At 53.9% G+C, this 18,496-nt stretch carries 21 protein-coding genes; 9 read left to right on the plus strand and 12 right to left on the minus strand.

Annotated elements, in window-relative coordinates; translation table 11 throughout:
• Positions 1 to 188: 188 nt before the first annotated feature.
• The 4 genes from cysK (at position 189) to crr (ending at position 4,127) form a co-directional block, all read left to right on the plus strand.
• Positions 189 to 1,160 carry a cysteine synthase A gene (gene cysK / locus ACLD4K_RS03255; protein WP_000036904.1) on the plus strand — a complete coding sequence of 324 codons (972 nt, stop codon included), beginning with the start codon at positions 189 to 191 and terminating at the stop codon, positions 1,158 to 1,160.
• Between the two features lie 383 nt (positions 1,161 to 1,543).
• Positions 1,544 to 1,801: a phosphocarrier protein Hpr gene (gene ptsH, locus ACLD4K_RS03260; RefSeq protein WP_000487600.1), complete on the plus strand. Its 258-nt coding sequence runs from the start codon at positions 1,544 to 1,546 to the stop codon at positions 1,799 to 1,801.
• A gap of 48 nt (positions 1,802 to 1,849) precedes the next feature.
• The gene (ptsI, locus tag ACLD4K_RS03265) at positions 1,850 to 3,577 is read left to right on the plus strand and encodes a phosphoenolpyruvate-protein phosphotransferase PtsI (protein WP_000623118.1); all 1,728 of its coding nucleotides are present in this window, start codon (positions 1,850 to 1,852) and stop codon (positions 3,575 to 3,577) included.
• A 40-nt stretch (positions 3,578 to 3,617) separates the two neighbouring features.
• Positions 3,618 to 4,127 carry a PTS glucose transporter subunit IIA gene (gene crr, locus ACLD4K_RS03270; protein ID WP_000522253.1) on the plus strand — a complete coding sequence of 170 codons (510 nt, stop codon included), beginning with the start codon at positions 3,618 to 3,620 and terminating at the stop codon, positions 4,125 to 4,127.
• A 162-nt stretch (positions 4,128 to 4,289) separates the two neighbouring features.
• Here the strand turns inward: crr and ACLD4K_RS03275 are convergent, their stop codons facing one another.
• Together ACLD4K_RS03275 and pdxK are read right to left on the minus strand one after the other, a co-directional pair.
• A complete protein-coding gene (locus tag ACLD4K_RS03275) occupies positions 4,290 to 4,529 on the minus strand; it encodes a cytoplasmic protein (RefSeq protein WP_080095163.1) in 240 nt (79 codons plus the stop codon).
• Positions 4,526 to 5,392 carry a pyridoxine/pyridoxal/pyridoxamine kinase gene (gene pdxK / locus ACLD4K_RS03280; protein ID WP_350387694.1) on the minus strand — a complete coding sequence of 289 codons (867 nt, stop codon included), beginning with the start codon at positions 5,390 to 5,392 and terminating at the stop codon, positions 4,526 to 4,528. The genes ACLD4K_RS03275 and pdxK overlap by 4 nt, the downstream gene beginning before the upstream one ends.
• A gap of 82 nt (positions 5,393 to 5,474) precedes the next feature.
• On the opposite strand from pdxK, the gene ptsJ reads away from it, so the two are divergent.
• From ptsJ to ACLD4K_RS03295, 3 genes are read left to right on the plus strand one after another with little or no spacing between them, the layout of a single operon-like run.
• On the plus strand, positions 5,475 to 6,767 hold the full coding sequence (ptsJ, locus tag ACLD4K_RS03285) for a transcriptional regulator PtsJ (RefSeq protein WP_023231429.1): 1,293 nt from the start codon (positions 5,475 to 5,477) through the stop codon (positions 6,765 to 6,767).
• A gap of 14 nt (positions 6,768 to 6,781) precedes the next feature.
• The gene (locus ACLD4K_RS03290) at positions 6,782 to 7,501 is read left to right on the plus strand and encodes a GMP synthase (RefSeq protein WP_001263757.1); all 720 of its coding nucleotides are present in this window, start codon (positions 6,782 to 6,784) and stop codon (positions 7,499 to 7,501) included.
• A 58-nt stretch (positions 7,502 to 7,559) separates the two neighbouring features.
• Positions 7,560 to 7,937: a YfeK family protein gene (locus ACLD4K_RS03295; protein WP_411011378.1), complete on the plus strand. Its 378-nt coding sequence runs from the start codon at positions 7,560 to 7,562 to the stop codon at positions 7,935 to 7,937.
• A gap of 32 nt (positions 7,938 to 7,969) precedes the next feature.
• Here ACLD4K_RS03295 and cysM read toward each other — a convergent pair whose 3' ends face one another.
• The 10 genes from cysM to ACLD4K_RS03345 all read right to left on the minus strand — a co-directional run bounded on the left by cysM (position 7,970) and on the right by ACLD4K_RS03345 (position 16,491).
• Complete coding sequence (cysM, locus tag ACLD4K_RS03300) at positions 7,970 to 8,881, minus strand: cysteine synthase CysM (protein ID WP_411011379.1); 912 nt, start codon at positions 8,879 to 8,881, stop codon at positions 7,970 to 7,972.
• Between the two features lie 119 nt (positions 8,882 to 9,000).
• Complete coding sequence (gene cysA / locus ACLD4K_RS03305) at positions 9,001 to 10,098, minus strand: sulfate/thiosulfate ABC transporter ATP-binding protein CysA (RefSeq protein WP_000021076.1); 1,098 nt, start codon at positions 10,096 to 10,098, stop codon at positions 9,001 to 9,003.
• Complete coding sequence (gene cysW / locus ACLD4K_RS03310) at positions 10,088 to 10,963, minus strand: sulfate/thiosulfate ABC transporter permease CysW (protein WP_411011380.1); 876 nt, start codon at positions 10,961 to 10,963, stop codon at positions 10,088 to 10,090. The genes cysA and cysW overlap by 11 nt, the downstream gene beginning before the upstream one ends.
• Positions 10,963 to 11,796 (minus strand): sulfate/thiosulfate ABC transporter permease CysT, encoded by an 834-nt coding sequence (gene cysT, locus ACLD4K_RS03315; protein ID WP_000881746.1) that lies wholly within the window; start codon positions 11,794 to 11,796, stop codon positions 10,963 to 10,965. The genes cysW and cysT overlap by 1 nt, the downstream gene beginning before the upstream one ends.
• Positions 11,796 to 12,812, minus strand: coding sequence for a thiosulfate/sulfate ABC transporter substrate-binding protein CysP (cysP, locus tag ACLD4K_RS03320; protein ID WP_411011381.1), 1,017 nt, complete (start codon positions 12,810 to 12,812; stop codon positions 11,796 to 11,798). Before cysP ends, cysT begins: the two co-directional genes overlap by 1 nt.
• A 157-nt stretch (positions 12,813 to 12,969) precedes the next feature.
• Positions 12,970 to 13,761, minus strand: a complete 792-nt coding sequence (gene ucpA, locus ACLD4K_RS03325) for an SDR family oxidoreductase UcpA (protein WP_000517460.1) — start codon at positions 13,759 to 13,761, stop codon at positions 12,970 to 12,972.
• Between the two features lie 237 nt (positions 13,762 to 13,998).
• Complete coding sequence (locus tag ACLD4K_RS03330) at positions 13,999 to 14,898, minus strand: Dyp-type peroxidase (RefSeq protein ID WP_411011382.1); 900 nt, start codon at positions 14,896 to 14,898, stop codon at positions 13,999 to 14,001.
• A gap of 94 nt (positions 14,899 to 14,992) precedes the next feature.
• Positions 14,993 to 15,568, minus strand: a complete 576-nt coding sequence (locus ACLD4K_RS03335) for an RpoE-regulated lipoprotein (RefSeq protein ID WP_411011383.1) — start codon at positions 15,566 to 15,568, stop codon at positions 14,993 to 14,995.
• A gap of 61 nt (positions 15,569 to 15,629) precedes the next feature.
• A complete protein-coding gene (locus ACLD4K_RS03340; protein ID WP_000842937.1) occupies positions 15,630 to 16,079 on the minus strand; it encodes a DUF2919 domain-containing protein in 450 nt (149 codons plus the stop codon).
• Positions 16,066 to 16,491: a GNAT family acetyltransferase gene (locus tag ACLD4K_RS03345; RefSeq protein ID WP_000406008.1), complete on the minus strand. Its 426-nt coding sequence runs from the start codon at positions 16,489 to 16,491 to the stop codon at positions 16,066 to 16,068. The genes ACLD4K_RS03340 and ACLD4K_RS03345 overlap by 14 nt, the downstream gene beginning before the upstream one ends.
• Before the next feature lie 212 nt (positions 16,492 to 16,703).
• Between ACLD4K_RS03345 and amiA the strand changes: the two genes are divergently transcribed.
• Positions 16,704 to 17,573: an N-acetylmuramoyl-L-alanine amidase AmiA gene (amiA, locus tag ACLD4K_RS03350; RefSeq protein WP_000102880.1), complete on the plus strand. Its 870-nt coding sequence runs from the start codon at positions 16,704 to 16,706 to the stop codon at positions 17,571 to 17,573.
• Positions 17,574 to 17,575: 2 nt separating this feature from the next.
• Entirely contained in the window at positions 17,576 to 18,475 is a 900-nt protein-coding gene (hemF, locus tag ACLD4K_RS03355) for an oxygen-dependent coproporphyrinogen oxidase (RefSeq protein ID WP_000801340.1), read from the plus strand.
• Positions 18,476 to 18,496 lie beyond the last annotated feature (21 nt).

An 18,496-nucleotide genomic window follows, 5' to 3' on the forward strand; every position in this document is an offset into this window, starting at 1 on the left:
GCACTGCCCAGGTCCAAAATGGCAAGTAAAATAGCCCTAATGGGATAGGCTCTTATGCTGTCTCTTATTCCATACTGATAACCATTATTCCCCATCAGCATATAGATATGCGAAATCCTTACTTCCCCATATCTGGCTGGAAGGTATGCTGGGAAGGTATCCCAATTTCATACAGTTAAGGACAGGCCATGAGTAAGATTTATGAAGATAACTCGCTGACTATCGGTCATACGCCGCTGGTTCGACTGAACCGTATCGGTAATGGACGCATTCTGGCGAAGGTGGAGTCGCGCAACCCGAGCTTCAGCGTCAAGTGCCGTATCGGCGCCAATATGATTTGGGATGCCGAAAAGCGTGGCGTACTGAAACCTGGCGTGGAACTGGTGGAGCCGACCAGTGGCAACACCGGTATTGCGCTGGCGTATGTCGCCGCCGCGCGCGGTTACAAACTCACCCTGACCATGCCGGAGACCATGAGCATTGAACGCCGCAAGCTACTCAAAGCATTAGGCGCGAATCTGGTGCTGACCGAAGGGGCGAAAGGGATGAAAGGCGCTATTCAGAAAGCCGAAGAAATTGTCGCCAGCGATCCGCAAAAATATCTCCTGCTCCAGCAGTTCAGCAACCCTGCCAACCCGGAAATCCATGAAAAAACCACCGGCCCGGAAATCTGGGAAGACACCGATGGTCAGGTGGATGTGTTTATCTCCGGCGTCGGCACTGGCGGTACGTTAACCGGCGTCACGCGTTATATCAAAGGGACGAAGGGTAAAACCGATCTTATCACCGTTGCGGTAGAACCCACTGACTCCCCGGTTATCGCCCAGGCGCTGGCTGGTGAAGAGATCAAACCGGGCCCACATAAAATTCAGGGCATCGGCGCAGGCTTCATCCCGGGCAACCTGGATCTGAAACTGATTGATAAAGTGGTTGGCATCACCAATGAAGAAGCCATTTCTACCGCGCGCCGTCTGATGGAAGAGGAAGGTATTCTGGCGGGAATTTCTTCCGGCGCCGCGGTTGCTGCAGCGCTTAAGCTGCAGGAAGATGAAAGCTTTACCAATAAGAATATTGTGGTTATCCTACCTTCATCAGGTGAGCGTTATCTGAGCACCGCGTTGTTCGCCGATCTCTTTACTGAGAAAGAACTGCAACAGTGATGCCAGCATGTTAAAAACGCGTAAAAAAGCACCTTTTTGGGTGCTTTTTTGTGGCCTGCTTCAAACTTTCACCTCACCTGGCATTGATTCACCCTGCCGGAACTGGTATTTAACCAGACTAATTATTTTGATGCGCGAAATTAATCGTTACAGGAAAAGCGTTAGCTGAATCGATTTTATGATTTGGTTCAAATCTTCCTTTCGCGGCATAATGTTTAATGACGAGCGAAACGTCAGCGGCCATAAGTTGCCAGCAACGGATTGCGTAGAACACCTTTTGTGTCGCGTCCCGTTTACGCCGGCGCTAACAATACAGGCTAAAGTTGAGCCGCCAGGCTAGACTTTAGTTCCACAACACTAAACCTATAAGTTGGGGAAATACAATGTTCCAGCAAGAAGTTACCATTACCGCTCCGAACGGTCTGCACACCCGCCCTGCTGCTCAGTTTGTTAAAGAAGCAAAAGGCTTCACTTCTGAGATTACTGTGACTTCCAACGGCAAAAGCGCCAGCGCGAAAAGCCTGTTTAAACTGCAGACTCTGGGCCTGACTCAAGGCACCGTCGTCACCATCTCCGCAGAAGGTGAAGATGAGCAGAAAGCGGTTGAACATCTGGTCAAACTGATGGCGGAACTCGAGTAAGTTTTTTTCCGGGTTCTTTTAAAAATCAGTCACAAGTAAGGTAGGGTTATGATTTCAGGCATTTTAGCATCCCCGGGTATCGCTTTCGGCAAAGCACTGCTGCTGAAAGAAGACGAAATCGTCATTGACCGGAAAAAAATTTCTGCCGACAAGGTTGATCAGGAAGTTGAACGTTTTCTGAGCGGTCGTGCCAAGGCATCTGCGCAACTGGAAGCGATCAAGACAAAAGCTGGTGAAACGTTCGGTGAAGAAAAAGAAGCCATCTTTGAAGGGCATATTATGCTGCTCGAAGATGAGGAGCTGGAGCAGGAAATCATAGCCCTGATTAAAGATAAGCACATGACGGCTGACGCAGCCGCGCATGAAGTTATCGAAGGTCAGGCCACTGCCCTGGAAGAACTGGATGATGAATACCTGAAAGAGCGCGCGGCTGACGTACGTGATATCGGTAAGCGCCTGCTGCGCAACATCCTGGGTCTGGCCATTATCGATCTGAGCGCGATTCAGGAAGAAGTTATCCTGGTTGCCGCTGACCTGACGCCATCAGAAACCGCACAGCTGAACCTGCAGAAAGTGCTGGGCTTCATCACCGACGCGGGCGGACGCACGTCTCATACCTCCATCATGGCGCGTTCTCTGGAACTGCCAGCGATCGTAGGTACCGGTAGCGTCACCTCTCAGGTGAAAAACGGCGATTATCTGATTCTGGATGCCGTAAACAACCAGGTTTACGTCAACCCGACCAACGATGTTATTGAGCAACTGCGCGCCGTCCAGGAGCAGGTTGCGACCGAGAAAGCGGAACTTGCAAAACTGAAAGATCTGCCGGCAATCACGCTGGATGGACATCAGGTTGAAGTTTGCGCCAACATCGGTACCGTTCGCGACGTTGAAGGCGCTGAGCGTAACGGCGCGGAAGGCGTTGGTCTGTATCGTACTGAATTCCTGTTCATGGATCGCGACGCGCTGCCGACGGAAGAAGAGCAGTTTGCCGCCTATAAAGCGGTCGCTGAAGCGTGCGGCTCGCAGGCGGTTATCGTCCGTACCATGGACATTGGCGGCGACAAAGAGCTGCCGTACATGAACTTCCCGAAAGAAGAGAACCCGTTCCTGGGCTGGCGCGCCGTGCGTATCGCCATGGATCGCAAAGAGATCCTGCGTGACCAGGTTCGCGCGATTCTGCGTGCCTCCGCTTTCGGTAAATTGCGCATTATGTTCCCGATGATCATCTCTGTTGAAGAAGTTCGCGCGCTGCGCAAAGAGATTGAAATCTACAAACAGGAACTGCGTGACGAAGGTAAAGCATTTGACGAAAGCATTGAGATTGGCGTGATGGTGGAAACACCGGCTGCGGCGACAATTGCGCGTCATTTAGCCAAAGAAGTTGATTTCTTTAGTATCGGCACCAATGATTTAACGCAGTACACCCTGGCAGTTGACCGTGGTAATGATATGATTTCACACCTTTACCAGCCAATGTCACCGTCCGTACTGAACTTGATCAAGCAAGTTATTGATGCTTCTCATGCAGAAGGTAAATGGACTGGCATGTGTGGTGAGCTTGCAGGCGACGAACGTGCTACACTTCTGTTGCTGGGGATGGGTCTGGACGAATTCTCTATGAGCGCCATTTCTATCCCGCGCATTAAGAAGATTATCCGTAACACGAACTTCGAAGATGCGAAGGTGTTAGCAGAGCAGGCTCTTGCTCAACCGACAACGGACGAGTTAATGACGCTGGTTAACAAGTTCATTGAAGAAAAAACAATCTGCTAATCCACGAGATGCGGCCCAATTTACTGCTTAGGAGAAGATCATGGGTTTGTTCGATAAACTAAAATCTCTGGTTTCTGATGATAAGAAAGACACCGGAACTATTGAGATTGTTGCCCCGCTCTCTGGCGAGATCGTCAACATCGAAGACGTGCCGGATGTAGTTTTTGCTGAAAAAATCGTTGGTGATGGCATCGCTATCAAACCAACCGGTAACAAAATGGTCGCCCCTGTTGACGGCACCATCGGCAAAATCTTTGAAACCAACCATGCGTTCTCTATCGAATCCGATAGCGGCATTGAGCTGTTCGTTCACTTCGGTATCGACACCGTTGAGCTGAAAGGCGAAGGCTTCAAGCGTATTGCTGAAGAAGGTCAGCGCGTGAAAGTTGGCGATCCGGTCATCGAGTTCGATCTGCCGTTGCTGGAAGAAAAAGCCAAGTCTACCCTGACTCCGGTTGTTATCTCCAACATGGATGAAATCAAAGAACTGATCAAACTGTCCGGTAGCGTGACCGTGGGTGAAACTCCGGTTATCCGCATTAAGAAGTAATTCTTGCCGCAGTGAAGAATGGCGCCTTTGGGCGCCATTTTTTTGCCTGTAGGCCGGATAAGGCGCTTGCGCCGCCATCCGGCGATGGTGCGGCGCACTGCCTGATGGCGCTACGCTTATCAGGCCTACAAGGTTGCGAACATTTCAGCGCCAATCCACGGGTTACAACTGCGAGGTCACCGGGCGAAAGCACTTCTCGCGCATCAGGATCTTCATCCCATCCGGGCCACTCTCCAGCATCCTGCGTTCGGAATCGGACACTTGCAACTCGCACTGATAGCCGCCAGTGATGCCAAATATCGCTCGCGCCACGCAGATATCTTCCAGCGCGTCCAGCCCGCTCGTTTCAAAATGCCCCACGATACGTCCCTGCTGGCGAACCACCAGCCGATAACTCTTCATCGCGCCTCCCCTGCCGGCGGCAGAATTAACTCATCACAGCCACACTGCTGTGTCCAGGTCATCACCTCCAGCACGCGCTGCGCCGCATCTTTTGCCGCGGTCGTCAGTTTTTTTCCCTGCACAATACCGCTGACCAGCTCGGCGCAGAAGAGATCTCCCGTCCCTTTTAACTCCGTCGCCACCCGCGGATGAGCAAAGACCTCCACGACCTGCGCGGTAACGACGGCAACCGTTATGGTCTCCAGAGATTCACCCGGCGCGCTGGTGATAACCACCCATTTCAGCGTATCGGAAAGCAGCGATTGCGCCGCCGCCACCGCCTCTTCCAGCGTGCGACACGGTTTACCACTCAGCATCTCCAGCTCAAATACGTTCGGCGTTAGCCCCTGCGCCTGCGGCAACAAATGTGTGCGATAAGCCTGCGGAATTTCCGCCTGCACATACATTCCACTGTCGGTATCGCCAATGACCGGATCGACAAGAATACACACCTCCGGATGCGAAGCCCGGATCGCCATTAGCCACTTCGAAAGCAAGACAATTTGGTCTGCGCTGCCCATGTAACCGGTGGTAATCGCTTTTAATTCACGTAGCGCATCGCGCTCATTCAACGCCGTAAGGTAGCCTGCAAACCACTCGGCGGGAATAATGCCGCCATAAAAGGTTGTATAGTGCGGCGTATTGCTGAATAGCACCGTCGGGACCGCCGTCACGCGTAGTCCCTGCGCTTTAATGGCCGGAACAGCGATGCTGTTGCCTACGCTGCCGTACACGACCTGTGACTGGACGGCGACGATATCGGTCTGTAACGCCCGATGGTTGTCGTCGAAGAGCACTGACTGAATATCACTCTCTTGTCCCATAAAATTTTCCTCTCGCTGGACAGCAGGCTACCGCCTCATTATCATTGTCATATGCTAAAATTCATTTTGTCATAGGTCAATAATGATCGACGGAAAAACCGCTAACGAAATTTTTGACAGTATCCGTCAACACATTATCGCCGGCACGTTACGGGCGGAGGATTCGCTCCCGCCGGTACGGGAGCTGGCAAGCGAATTAAAGGTGAACCGCAATACCGTCGCAGCGGCGTATAAACGGCTGATAACGGCGGGACTGGCGCAAAGTTTAGGCCGCAATGGGACGGTGATTAAAGGCAGTCCGTCTCCCGTAGCGCTGGAAGGCGGCGATCCGCATACGCCTCTGCACGACCTTTCCGGCGGCAATCCCGATCCGCAGCGTCTGCCTGACCTTAGCCGTTATTTTGCTCGTCTCAGCCGCACGCCGCATCTCTACGGCGATGCGCCCGTTTCCCCTGAACTACACGCCTGGGCGGCGCGCTGGCTACGGGATGCCACCCCCGTCGCAGGCGAAATTGATATCACCAGCGGAGCTATCGACGCTATCGAAAGACTGCTTTGCGCGCATCTGCTGCCGGGCGACAGCGTCGCGGTGGAAGATCCCTGTTTTTTAAGCAGTATCAATATGCTGCGCTATGCCGGTTTTAGCGCCAGCCCGGTCAGTGTGGATAGCGAAGGAATGCAGCCTGAAAAGCTGGAACAGGCGCTAAACCAGGGCGCGCGGGCAGTGATCTTAACGCCGCGCGCACACAACCCTACCGGCTGTAGCCTGAGCGCTCGCCGTGCCGCTGCGCTGCAAAATATACTGGCGCGTTACCCTCAGGTAGTGGTCATTATCGACGATCACTTCGCTCTACTTTCTTCGTCGCCCTGGCAGCCGGTTATTGCGCAGACAACGCAACACTGGGCGGTGATACGCTCCGTTTCCAAAGCCCTTGGCCCTGATTTACGTCTTGCTATTGTCGCCAGCGACAGCGCGACCTCGGCAAAACTTCGGCTGCGGCTAAATGCCGGTAGTCAGTGGGTCAGCCATCTGTTACAGGATCTGGTCTACGCCTGCCTGACCGACCCTGAGTATCAGCACAGGCTGGCGCAAACGCGGCTGTTTTACGCCGCCCGGCAACAAAAACTGGCCCGCGCCCTACAGCAATATGGCATCGCCATTTCTCCCGGCGACGGCGTGAATGCCTGGCTCCCGCTGGACACCCATAGCCAGGCTACCGCGTTTACGCTGGCAAAATCCGGCTGGCTGGTACGTGAGGGAGAAGCCTTTGGCGTAAGCGCGCCGTCTCACGGTCTACGTATCACGCTGTCGACATTAAATGACAGCGAGATCAACACGCTGGCGGCTGATATCCATCAGGCGCTAAATCGCTAACAGGAGAAAATAACGTGCGAGTTCATTTTGTTGTCCATGAGTCGTTTGAATCCGCTGGCGCTTATCTGAAATGGGCTGAAGATCGCGGTTATACCATTTCATGGTCGCGCGTCTATGCCGGAGAAGCGCTACCGCCCAATGCCGATGAGTTCGATATGCTCGTGGTATTTGGCGGTCCGCAGTCGCCGCGCACCACCCGCGAAGAGTGCCCATACTTTGACTCTCGCGCCGAACAGCACTTAATTAATCAGGCGATTACGGCCCGGCGGATGGTTATCGGCATTTGTCTTGGTTCACAGCTCATTGGCGAGGCGCTGGGCGCCGCTGTGTGCCAAAGTCCGGAAAAAGAGATTGGTCACTACCCTATTACGCTCACTGAAGCCGGTCTGCGGCATCCGCTTATCACCCACTTTGGCTCCCCGTTAACCGTCGGCCACTGGCACAACGATATGCCAGGACTCACCGATCAGGCGACCGTGCTGGCCGAAAGCGAAGGCTGTCCACGTCAGATAGTGCAGTACGGTAATTTTGTCTACGGCTTCCAGTGTCATATGGAATTTACCGTCGAGGCGGTTGAAGGATTAATCCAACATTCGCAGCAGGAGCTGGCCGACGCGCAAGGGAAGCGTTTTATCCGCTCGGTTGCCGAGATGCGCGCATGGGATTACCAGCAAATGAATGAAAAGCTGTGGCGTTTTCTGGATGAACTCACGCTGGCGCACTCACAGAAATAACCACACCAGGAGTGCAACTTATTACCCGGCTAACGGTCTGAGGTGCAGTGATTATCGCATGAAAAAGGATTTTACCATGAAGAAAATTGTCTGCGCCGTCGTTGCGCTCCTGCTGACCCTCCCCGCCTGGGCGAAGCTAAACGCCCACGAAGAAGCGCGCATTAACGCCATGCTGAATGCGCTGGCGCAGAAAAAGGATCTGACATTCGTTCGTAACGGTGATGCGCATAACTGCGAGGAAGCCGTATCGCACCTGCGCTTAAAACTGGGCAACACGCGCAATCGTATCGACACCGCCGAACAGTTTATCGATAAAGTCGCGTCGTCGTCGTCCATCACCGGAAAATCCTATATCGTTAAAATTCCCGGTAAAAGCGATGAAAACGCGCAGCCTTATTTACATGCGCTTATTGCGGAAACGGATAAAACGCTATAACACACGGGTGCCATACGACGATGGCACCTCGTTTAAATCCCTGCCCCCTGGCTGAAATGCTCTTCACCAAACACGCCGGTAGACAAGTAACGGTCGCCGCGATCGCAGATGATCGCCACCACTATCGCGCCGGGCGTGGCTCGTGCGACGCGTAACGCGCCCGCTACCGCGCCGCCAGAGCTGACGCCGCAGAAAATCCCTTCACGAACCGCCAGTTCACGCATGGTGTTTTCGGCATCATTCTGATGAATATCCAGCACCTCATCTACCAGCGAGGCGTTAAAAATGCCCGGCATATATTCCGCAGACCAGCGTCGAATACCCGGAATACTGCTGCCCTCTTCCGGCTGTAGGCCAACGATAGTGACCGGCGTTTCCTGCTCGCGCAGAAAACGCGACACGCCGGTAATGGTGCCGGTGGTGCCCATGCTGGAGACAAAATGGGTGATGCGACCTGACGTTTGCCGCCAGATTTCCGGGCCGGTGGTGGTGTAGTGGGCGTAGGGGTTATCAGGATTATTAAACTGATCGAGCAGTTTACCTTCTCCGCGCTCAGACATAGCGAGCGCTAAATCGCGCGCCCCTTCCATTCCCTGCTCTTTAGTGACCAGAATCAGTTCCGCGCCATAGGCCCGCATTGCCGCCCGACGCTCCTGGCTCATGTTGTCTGGCATCAATAGCTTCATGCGATAACCTTTCAGCGCGGCGATCATCGCCAGCGCAATGCCAGTGTTGCCGCTGGTCGCTTCAATCAGGACATCGCCCGGTTTAATTTCCCCGCGCTTTTCCGCCTCGACAATCATCGATAGCGCCGCGCGATCTTTCACCGATCCTGCCGGATTATTGCCTTCCAGCTTGACCCAGATTTCACTGCCGTTATCCGGCCCCAGACGTTGTAATTTGACCAGCGGCGTATTGCCGATGGTTTGTTCTAATGTATTCACGTTTTCAGCTCAATAAAAATGCCGGGTGGCGCTGTGCTTACCCGGCCTACAGGTCATGCTGCACCTGGTAAGCCCGGTATGCGTAGCGCCACCGGGCGATAACTATACAAATTAACCTATCAGGCCGATTGCGCCAGAGCAAGTTCCTCTTCACGCGTTTCAATACGCTGGTCGCCGTTATACAGACGCGCTTTTTGCAGTCCAACAAATAAACGCTCGCCGCGAACCGGAACATCCTCACCCGCCATCACCACCGTCAGCGGATCGTGATACCACCCCAGCGGCTGTACCACTAACTGTGTATAGTGACCTTTCGGGCTGGCCTCAATGACCTGTACTGGTAGCGGAGAATCCAGGCTGGTGCGGCGGCTAATATCCACCTCCCACGGACGCAGGAACAGATCGACCGGCCCCTGGTACGCGGGCGTATAACCCAGCGGCCAGCGATGCGCGCCAACGTGAAACTGCCCGCCGCGGACGGTGCCTGTCAGACGATTCACCTCGCCCATAAACTCCAGTACAAAGCGGGTTGCCGGTTCACGCCACACTCGATCCGGCGCATCAGCCTGTTCGATATTGCCCTGACTCATTACCACCACCCGATCCGCCACTTCCGTCGCTTCTTCCTGATCGTGGGTGACAAAGACGCTGGTGAATTTCAGTTCTTCATGTAGCTGGCGTAACCAGCGACGTAACTCTTTACGTACCTGGGCATCCAGCGCGCCAAAGGGTTCATCCAGCAGTAGAATTTGCGGTTCCACGGCAAGCGCGCGCGCCAGCGCCACGCGCTGTTTTTGTCCGCCGGAAAGCTGGGCGGGGAAGCGATCCGCGAGGTGCGCCAGTTGCACCATCTCCAGCAATTGCGTCACTTTCGTTTTAATCGCCGCCGCAGTTGGGCGGTCGCGTCGCGGCAGCACCGTCAGGCCAAAAGCGATGTTGTCAAACACCGTCATATGGCGAAACAGCGCATAGTGCTGAAACACAAAACCGACTTTACGCTCACGCGCGTGCAGGCGGCTAACGTCCGTACCGTGGAAACGAATATGGCCGCTGGACTGATGTTCCAGCCCGGCAATAATGCGCAGCAGCGTCGTTTTGCCGGAACCAGACGGCCCCAACAAGGCAACCATCTGGCCGGAAGGAATATCCAGCGAGATATCATTCAGTACCTGAGTGCGACCAAACGATTTCTTAATTCTGGCGATCTCAATGCTCATGATTTTCCTCCTGTTGCGCGCGTTTTTCCTGATTCTCCAGACGCCATTGCAACATGCTCTTCAAAAACAGGGTAATAATCGCCATTAGCGTCAACAATGCGGCGGCGGTAAAGGAGCCGACGGTGTTGTAGTCCTGCTCCAGTAATTCAATCTGTAACGGTAGCGATAACGTTTCGCCGCGAATCGAGCCGGACACCACCGACACCGCGCCAAACTCGCCAATCGCGCGGGCGTTGGTTAACACCACGCCGTAGAGTAGCGCCCAGCGAATATTCGGCAACGTTACGCGGCGAAACATTTGCCAGCCGGATGCGCCCAGTAAAATCGCCGCCTCATCTTCCTGACTGCCCTGGCTGAGCATTACTGGCACCAGTTCGCGCACCACAAACGGACAGGTGACAAAAATAGTAACCAGTACCATCCCCGGCCAGGAGAACATCATTTGCAAATTATGCTCATCCAGCCAGCCGCCCAGCGGGCCGTTGGAACCATAAAACAGCAGATAGACCAGACCGGCCACCACCGGCGAGACGGCAAAGGGAATATCCAGCAGGGTCAGCAATAGCTGACGTCCGGGGAAGTTAAAGCGCGTCACCAGCCACGCCAGCAGAATGCCGAACACCAGATTCACCGGCACTGCGATCAAGGCAATCAACACCGTCAGCCAGATGGCGTGCAGCATGTCCGGATCGGCCAGATTTTGCAGTACCGGCATTAACCCTTTGCTGAACGCCTGCACGAAGATGTAAATCATCGGCACCAGCAGGATAAACGCCGAAACCAGCATCCCGACGCCAATCAGAAACCATTTTCCCCAGTTAATACGGGGGACGTTGTATCGCTTCAATTGAGTCACTTCCGCCATTAATGACCTACCACACGTCGACCAAAGCGACTTTGCAAAGTATTGATAGAGAACAGCAGCAGCAAGGATGCCGCAAGGATCACCGAGGCAATGGCGCTGGCGGCGGGGTAATCAAACTCCTGCAAACGCACAAAAATCATCAGCGAGGTCACTTCTGTTTTCCAGGCGATATTTCCGGCGATAAAAATCACCGCGCCAAACTCGCCCAGGCTACGGGTAAAAGAGAGCGCCACGCCGGCAATCAGCGCAGGCGACAGCTCAGGCAGCACGACTTTGCGAAAACTTTGCAGGCGGGTGGCCCCCAGCGTTTGTGCCGCTTCTTCATATTCCGGCCCCAGCTCTTCCAGTACCGGCTGGACGGTGCGCACCACAAATGGAATGCTGGTAAAGGCCATCGCCACCGCAATACCGAGCCAGGTATAGGTCACTTTGATATCAAACTGCGCGAGAAACTGACCGTAGAAACCGTTCACTGAGAACAGCGAGGCCAGCGTTAATCCCGCTACCGCTGTCGGCAGCGCAAATGGCAGATCCATCAGCGCATCCAGCAACGTGCGCCCTGGAAAACGGTAGCGGGTTAAAATCCACGCCATCAGCAGGCCAAACACGCCGTTAAAAATCGATGCCACAAATGCCGCCAGTAGCGTCACTTTATAAGCAGCCACCACCTGTGGGTTGGTCACGACATCCCAGTATTGCGACCAGCTCATCTGTGAGAGCTGCATCACCAGCGCGCTCAACGGCAACAGCAGGATCAGGCAGACAAACAGCAAACTGGTGCCGAGGCTTAACGTAAAGCCGGGCAGCACGCGTCGGGAAGAAACGGCAAGCATTACTTACGCCCCGCCGCCAACAGTTTGTCCAGCTCGCCGCCGCTGGCAAAGTGCGTTTTCATCACCTCAGGCCACGTGCCAAATTTTTCTTCCACGCGGAACAGTTCGGTCTGCGGGAATTTATCTGCTTGCTTGCCCATGATTTCCGGGTTATTCACGCGGTAGTAGTAATGGGTGATGATGGTCTGCGCCTGCGGGCTATACAGCCAGTTAAGGTAAGCTTTGGCGGCTTTTTCTGTGCCGTTGGCCTTCACGTTTTTATCCACCCAGGCAACCGGGAATTCAGCAAGAATGTTCGTTTTCGGGATCACCACTTCAAATCCCTGGGCTTCATATTGTTTGCGGATGTTGTTCACTTCCGATTCAAAACTAATCAGCACATCGCCCAGACCACGCTCGGCAAAGGTAGTCGTAGCGCCGCGGCCGCCGGTATCAAACACTTCGACGTTTTTCAGGAACTGGATCATAAACTGTTCGGTTTTGGCTTTATCGCCGCCGTCCGCGTTATCCGCCGCGCCCCATGCCGCCAGATACGTGTAACGGGCGTTGCCGGAGGTTTTCGGGTTAGGGAAAATCAGCTTCACGTCGGAACGTACAAGATCGCTCCAGTCGTGAATATTTTTCGGGTTCCCCTTGCGCACCAGGAAGCCCATCGTGGAATAGAATGGCGAACTGTTGTTCGGCAGACGGCTTTGCCAGTCGGCAGGGATCAGTTTGCCTTTATCATGAAGAATCTGTACGTCGGTCACCTGATTGTAGGTCACGACGTCTGCCTTCAGACCCTGCAAAATCGCCAGCGCCTGTTTTGATGACCCGGCATGAGACTGCTTAATCGTCAGCTTATCGCCGCCGTTATCCTTCGCCCATTGTTGCTCAAACGGCGGGTTAAGGGCGGCAAACAGCTCGCGGGAGACATCGTATGAGCTGTTCAGCAGCTCCGTTGCCTGCGCCTGCCCTGCCAGTAACAGCATTGCTGCCAGCGTCAGGGGTCTCTTTTTCAGTAAGTTAACGGCCATTGCGCACCCTTATAAATTTAATGACTTTCTTATGGTCATCATATTTATAACCAGCGCTAAAGGAGTAACGGTTTTATATACCGTTTGATGATTTGAAAGTTGAAAAGGGAATAAGAGAATCCCTCCCCACGCGGCGCGGGGAGGAGACCGGCCTCAATCAGACGCCAACGCTCACGCTTTCAGGCAGGGTACTGCCGCCATCAATGACGTTTTGCGTTCCGGTAAGATAGCTGGACTCATCGGAAGCCAGAAATGCCGCCAGTTCCCCTACTTCCAGCGGATCGGCAAGGCGGCGTAGCGGAATAGCTTTTGCCATTTCCGTTAATACCGATTCCGGATCGTCAGGGTTAGACTGACGGGCAATGCTTTCCGCCATCGGCGTTCTTACATAACCGGGGCAGATGGCATTCACGCGAATACCGGACTGCGCATACTCTACCGCCAGCGATTTGGTTAAACCGACAATGGCGGCTTTTGACAGCGCATAGGCCGTTTCACCCGGGTCCGCCACCATATCTCCCGTGACGGAAGACATCATCACAATGCGGCCATCTTTACGTTTAATCATCTCCGGCAGGACGGCTTTGGTGACGTTCCAGACACCTTTAATATTAATATCAATGTGGAAATCGCGATCTTCTTCACTCATATCGAGGAAGTTGCCCAGACGGCACACGCCAGCGTTATTCACCAAAATATCAATTCTACCTTCAGTCTCTTTGGCGCGCGCAACCGCCGCCTGCACCGAAGCAAAATCTCTGACGTCAGCCTTAACGGCAGTACAGCGATGTCCGCGCCCGCCCAGCTCATCCGCCAGTTTTTCAATCTCATCGGAGATATCCAGCAAGATTAAGTTCGCGCCGTGGCGTGCGAATACGCGAGCGATCCCTTCGCCAATGCCCTGCGATGCGCCCGTAATCAATGCTGTCTTGCCCGTGAGTTTACCCATTTTCAATGTCTCCTTTTGAATATGGAGTCTTACACTCCATTAACACTGAAAATACAGTAATAACAAATAAGTACTGAGGAATAGCTCACTAATTCAGGTAAATCTTAGGTAAAAAAATCCCCGCGGAGGCGGGGATGGGCATTTTTATGCTGTTCTGCCTGATGGCGCTGCGCTGATCAGGCCTACCAATCGTAGGTCGAATAAAGCGTTTGCGCTGCCATCCGACAGGGTTTTACCTTATAGCGCTAACAGGCGATCCAGCGACGGCGCAAAATAGTAGCCGCCAGTCACCGGTTTGGTGAAGCGCAGCATCGCGTCGCGTTTACCGTCGGTATCGCCGAACATACTCAGAAGCTGCTGTTCGATATTGTGCAGACGTGCGCAGTAAGCGCAGAAATAGAGACCATGAGTACCGCTGGCGGTGCCGTATGGCAGGCTCTGGCGCACAATCTTCAGCCCTTTGCCATCTTCTTTGAGATCGACGCGGCTCAGGTGAGACGTTGCCGGACGCGCATCGCCGTCAATCTCTTCATTGGCTTCTTTGGTACGCCCGATCATCATCTCCTGATCGTGAATACTCATCCGGTTAAGTTGCTTGAGATTGTGTTCCCAACGCTGCACGAACACATAACTGCCGCCGGCATCCACGCCATCTTTGATCACCGCCACTTCACGGCGCGTCTCTTCGCCCGCCGGGTTCTCTGTCCCGTCGACAAAGCCGCTCAGATCGCGTTCTTCCACCCAACGGAAGCCGTGAACTTCTTCTTTCACGTCGATACCGTCGCCGAAGGCTTCCATCGCCGCCTGGGCAACAGAAAAATTCACATCGTGGCGCAGAGAAAGGATATGGATCAGCACGTCATACTGCGTGGCCGGCGCCAGCCCTTTACCATAAGGAATAAAATCTTTCAGTTCTTCCGCCCCGACGCCGCCGCTCAGGGCGCGCCAGGTGTTGTTGCCAAACGCCACAACGGCCCCAAGATGGGCGTCCGGAAATTTGACTTCGAAGGTCGCCAGTTTATCGGCAAATGTTCTGCTGGCCGCGCGCAGGGCGTCCAGGTCGCCTTTCACATTGGCTTCAATCCAAATTGCCGCACGGCAATGCTCCGGCAAAATGCCACTTTGAACCTGAGACATGATTCCTCCTGAAAATGAGAATGCCACGCAGTCGTGGCATTAATGGAGGCTATTTTACCTTGTTTTTAAGCGAAGCGGTTTGTTCAGGCGCAAATTAACGACGCCAGATAATTTTGCTCACGTCCCAGTTTTTTAAGACGTCATCAGGAGGCATTAAGCCTTCCGGTCCGCTCCACTCGCCGGAGAAAACATAGCTAATATGCTGACTTCCCTCGGCTTTACATTCGACGCTGGTATGGCTATCGCTGGAAACCGGCTCGCAGTGACCAAACGCTTTGCTGTAAAGGTCGCTAAACGGCGTACCGATTTTGCCCCCCGCGGCGGTTGGGATGTCGCTGTCCAGCACATCAATACGGCTCACGGTTCCCTGCTCGCCGTTGATCACCATCGCGACGCTGTCGCCCTTCATCGCTTCGAAAAAGCGCACCACGTTGCCGTTATCGGTTTTCATACCGCTACGCAGGCGATAATCGCCATCTAATGCCTCTGCAATAGCCGGCTCTTCCAGCGGCGTGGCGGCGGTCAGCGCTCCCACGCCTTGCTCAGTGACTTCTGTCGAGGAACCAAACCAGTTCCATGGATTTGCGGCAGACCAGTTGACCGAGGAGAGCGTCGAGCAGCCGGTCAGCGCCAGCGGCAGTGCGAGTAAAGTCAAACGCAGCGATTTCATCTCACTTCCTTTCTTTTATTAATTAACGTTGGTTGGAGTGCGGGTTCGCCAAAAAGTGCCGTTATTCTTTCTCAAAGGAAAAACAGGCACGCAAACGTTGATTGGTTAACAGCCAGATCAGCGCGACGATGTCCGCCAGCAGCAGCGCCAGCCCGACGCCGTTGACCGGGTCGCCACCCAGCCACATCACCGGCAGCCAGCACAACGACACCAGTTGAGCGAGGATCAGGAGTCCGCGCAGCCAGCGCCACACACCAGGAAACGCTTCACGCCGCCCGCTGAGTAAAAACGCCACTACCGCCGGAACGCCGGGCAACAGCCCCAGCCAAAAATTATCATGGTCGGGATAAAAAAAGTTTAACAAAGTATTACCCTGTCCACGGGATGAACCGGCAATGACAAAGAGTACCCAGGCGCGCGCCTGAAGTAGCAGTACGCACCAGAACAGAAACGGCAGGCGTAAACGTCCGTGTACATCATAATCGGCTGGATGAAACTCAGTACTCTTCATCTTCAATCAGGCGTTTACCCAAACTTAGGGCGTCAGAATGCTCATACCCCAGACGTTCATACATGCCCAGCACAACGTCGTTATCATCGCGCACCATAATTTGGATTTTCGGACACCCGCGGGCGATGAGTTTTTTTTCCAGCCGGTTAAGCAACGCATTCGCAATGCCGCGCCCGCGGAACTCCGGGTGAACGCCCAGGTAATACGCCGAGCCGCGATGCCCGTCATAACCGCCCATTACCGTACCGACGACTTCGCCGCTAACTTCCGCAACGAGGAACAAGCTGACATCGTGATTCACCTTGCGTTCAATATCCATTTCAGGATCGTTCCATGGACGCAGCAGGTCGCAACGCTCCCAGAGGGTAATCACCTCTTCGAAATCTTCCTGGCGAAAAACGCGTATTTCCATGGTATTCGTTGCCTTTTCGGGTGGAAAAACCAAGATTATGGCGCAAACATCTGATTCAGCCAATATCTGACGCGATGTAGCGGAAAAAATGGCATAATGGCGATGTGTCACGTATTGAAATGAAAAGTAAAACAATTCTCATCACCAACCGTCGTAACGGATTACGCGATACGATATAACATCTTGAACTTAATTTTCACAACTCAGGCCGTATGAGCACTTTTAAACTCCTAAAAACTCTCACATCGCGCCGCCAGGTACTCAAAACAGGTCTGGCGGCCCTGACGCTGTCAGGTATGTCGCACGCAATAGCCAAAGAAGAAACGCTAAAAACCAGTAATGGTCACAGCAAACCCAAAACCAAAAAAACCGGCAGTAAACGGTTGGTGATGCTCGACCCCGGACACGGCGGCATCGATACCGGCGCGATTGGCCGCAACGGTTCTCAGGAAAAACACGTCGTGCTGGCAATTGCCAAAAACGTACGCGCTATTTTGCGAAATCACGGAATCGATGCGCGTTTAACCCGGACAGGGGATACCTTTATTCCGCTGTACGATCGAGTGGAAATCGCCCATAAGCACGGCGCGGATCTGTTTATGTCCATTCATGCCGATGGTTTTACCAACCCGAAAGCGGCGGGCGCTTCCGTTTTTGCGCTTTCCAACCGCGGGGCCAGTAGCGCCATGGCGAAGTATCTCTCCGAGCGTGAAAACCGCGCGGACGAAGTGGCGGGTAAAAAAGCCACTGACCGGGATCATCTATTACAACAAGTTTTGTTTGATCTGGTGCAAACCGATACGATTAAAAACAGTCTGACGCTGGGTTCGCATATTCTCAAGAAAATCAAACCTATACATAAATTACACAGCCGCACTACCGAACAAGCGGCTTTCGTGGTGCTAAAATCACCGTCAATTCCGTCGGTACTGGTCGAAACCTCGTTTATTACCAATCCGGAAGAAGAACGCCTGCTGGGCACGACGGCGTTTCGCCAGAAAATCGCTACGGCGATCGCCAACGGCATCATCAGTTATTTTCACTGGTTTGATAATCAGAAAGCACACACGAAGAAACGGTAATCATGAAACCCGATGCACATCACGTAAAACAGTTTCTGCTACGCCTGCAGGATGATATTTGCCAAACGTTATCCGCTGTGGATGGCGCAAACTTTGTCGAAGATAGCTGGCGACGCGAAGCGGGCGGCGGCGGACGCAGCCGGGTATTACGCAACGGCGGGATTTTCGAACAGGCGGGCGTTAATTTCTCTCACGTTCACGGCGATGCAATGCCCGCGTCCGCCACCGCACATCGGCCAGAACTGGCCGGGCGTAGCTTTGAAGCGATGGGCGTATCGCTGGTGGTGCATCCGCACAATCCGTATATTCCCACCAGCCATGCTAACGTGCGCTTTTTTATTGCCGAAAAACCGGGCGCCGATCCGGTGTGGTGGTTTGGCGGCGGGTTCGATTTAACGCCCTACTACGGCTTTGAAGAGGATGCCGTTCACTGGCACCGCACCGCCCGCGACCTGTGCCAGCCGTTTGGCGACGATGTGTATCCGCGTTATAAAAAGTGGTGCGACGACTACTTTTTCCTCAAGCATCGTAACGAGCAGCGCGGTATCGGCGGCCTGTTTTTTGACGATTTGAATACGCCGGATTTCGACCACTGTTTTGCTTTTATGCAGGCGGTCGGTAACGGCTACACCGAGGCGTATTTACCGATTGTCGAACGACGCAAAGCGATGGTCTGGGGAGAGCGGGAGCGTAATTTTCAACTTTATCGCCGCGGGCGCTACGTGGAGTTCAACCTGGTGTGGGACAGAGGCACCCTGTTTGGTCTGCAAACCGGCGGGCGCACTGAATCTATCCTGATGTCGATGCCGCCGCTGGTGCGCTGGGAGTACGACTGGCAGCCGGAAGCGGGTAGCCCGGAAGCGGCGCTGAGCGAGTTTATTCAGGTACGCGACTGGGTGTAATTGCCTTATAGCGCTACGCTT

It is taken from the genome of Salmonella sp. 741265055_HSA, assembly GCF_046569525.1.
In the GTDB taxonomy this organism is placed as follows: Bacteria; Pseudomonadota; Gammaproteobacteria; order Enterobacterales; family Enterobacteriaceae; genus Salmonella; species Salmonella enterica.

What these genes read in the sequence shown, in the direction of transcription:
- cysK (WP_000036904.1), top strand. Translation starts at nt 189, where the DNA reads ATGAGTAAGATTTATGAAGATAACTCGCTGACTATCGGTCATACGCCG.
- ptsH (WP_000487600.1), top strand. Translation starts at nt 1,544, where the DNA reads ATGTTCCAGCAAGAAGTTACCATTACCGCTCCGAACGGTCTGCACACC.
- ptsI (WP_000623118.1), top strand. Translation starts at nt 1,850, where the DNA reads ATGATTTCAGGCATTTTAGCATCCCCGGGTATCGCTTTCGGCAAAGCA.
- crr (WP_000522253.1), top strand. Translation starts at nt 3,618, where the DNA reads ATGGGTTTGTTCGATAAACTAAAATCTCTGGTTTCTGATGATAAGAAA.
- ACLD4K_RS03275 (WP_080095163.1), bottom strand. Translation starts at nt 4,529, where the DNA reads ATGAAGAGTTATCGGCTGGTGGTTCGCCAGCAGGGACGTATCGTGGGG.
- pdxK (WP_350387694.1), bottom strand. Translation starts at nt 5,392, where the DNA reads ATGGGACAAGAGAGTGATATTCAGTCAGTGCTCTTCGACGACAACCAT.
- ptsJ (WP_023231429.1), top strand. Translation starts at nt 5,475, where the DNA reads ATGATCGACGGAAAAACCGCTAACGAAATTTTTGACAGTATCCGTCAA.
- ACLD4K_RS03295 (WP_411011378.1), top strand. Translation starts at nt 7,560, where the DNA reads ATGAAAAAGGATTTTACCATGAAGAAAATTGTCTGCGCCGTCGTTGCG.
- cysA (WP_000021076.1), bottom strand. Translation starts at nt 10,098, where the DNA reads ATGAGCATTGAGATCGCCAGAATTAAGAAATCGTTTGGTCGCACTCAG.
- cysW (WP_411011380.1), bottom strand. Translation starts at nt 10,963, where the DNA reads ATGGCGGAAGTGACTCAATTGAAGCGATACAACGTCCCCCGTATTAAC.
- cysT (WP_000881746.1), bottom strand. Translation starts at nt 11,796, where the DNA reads ATGCTTGCCGTTTCTTCCCGACGCGTGCTGCCCGGCTTTACGTTAAGC.
- cysP (WP_411011381.1), bottom strand. Translation starts at nt 12,812, where the DNA reads ATGGCCGTTAACTTACTGAAAAAGAGACCCCTGACGCTGGCAGCAATG.
- ucpA (WP_000517460.1), bottom strand. Translation starts at nt 13,761, where the DNA reads ATGGGTAAACTCACGGGCAAGACAGCATTGATTACGGGCGCATCGCAG.
- ACLD4K_RS03330 (WP_411011382.1), bottom strand. Translation starts at nt 14,898, where the DNA reads ATGTCTCAGGTTCAAAGTGGCATTTTGCCGGAGCATTGCCGTGCGGCA.
- ACLD4K_RS03335 (WP_411011383.1), bottom strand. Translation starts at nt 15,568, where the DNA reads ATGAAATCGCTGCGTTTGACTTTACTCGCACTGCCGCTGGCGCTGACC.
- ACLD4K_RS03340 (WP_000842937.1), bottom strand. Translation starts at nt 16,079, where the DNA reads ATGAAGAGTACTGAGTTTCATCCAGCCGATTATGATGTACACGGACGT.
- ACLD4K_RS03345 (WP_000406008.1), bottom strand. Translation starts at nt 16,491, where the DNA reads ATGGAAATACGCGTTTTTCGCCAGGAAGATTTCGAAGAGGTGATTACC.
- amiA (WP_000102880.1), top strand. Translation starts at nt 16,704, where the DNA reads ATGAGCACTTTTAAACTCCTAAAAACTCTCACATCGCGCCGCCAGGTA.
- hemF (WP_000801340.1), top strand. Translation starts at nt 17,576, where the DNA reads ATGAAACCCGATGCACATCACGTAAAACAGTTTCTGCTACGCCTGCAG.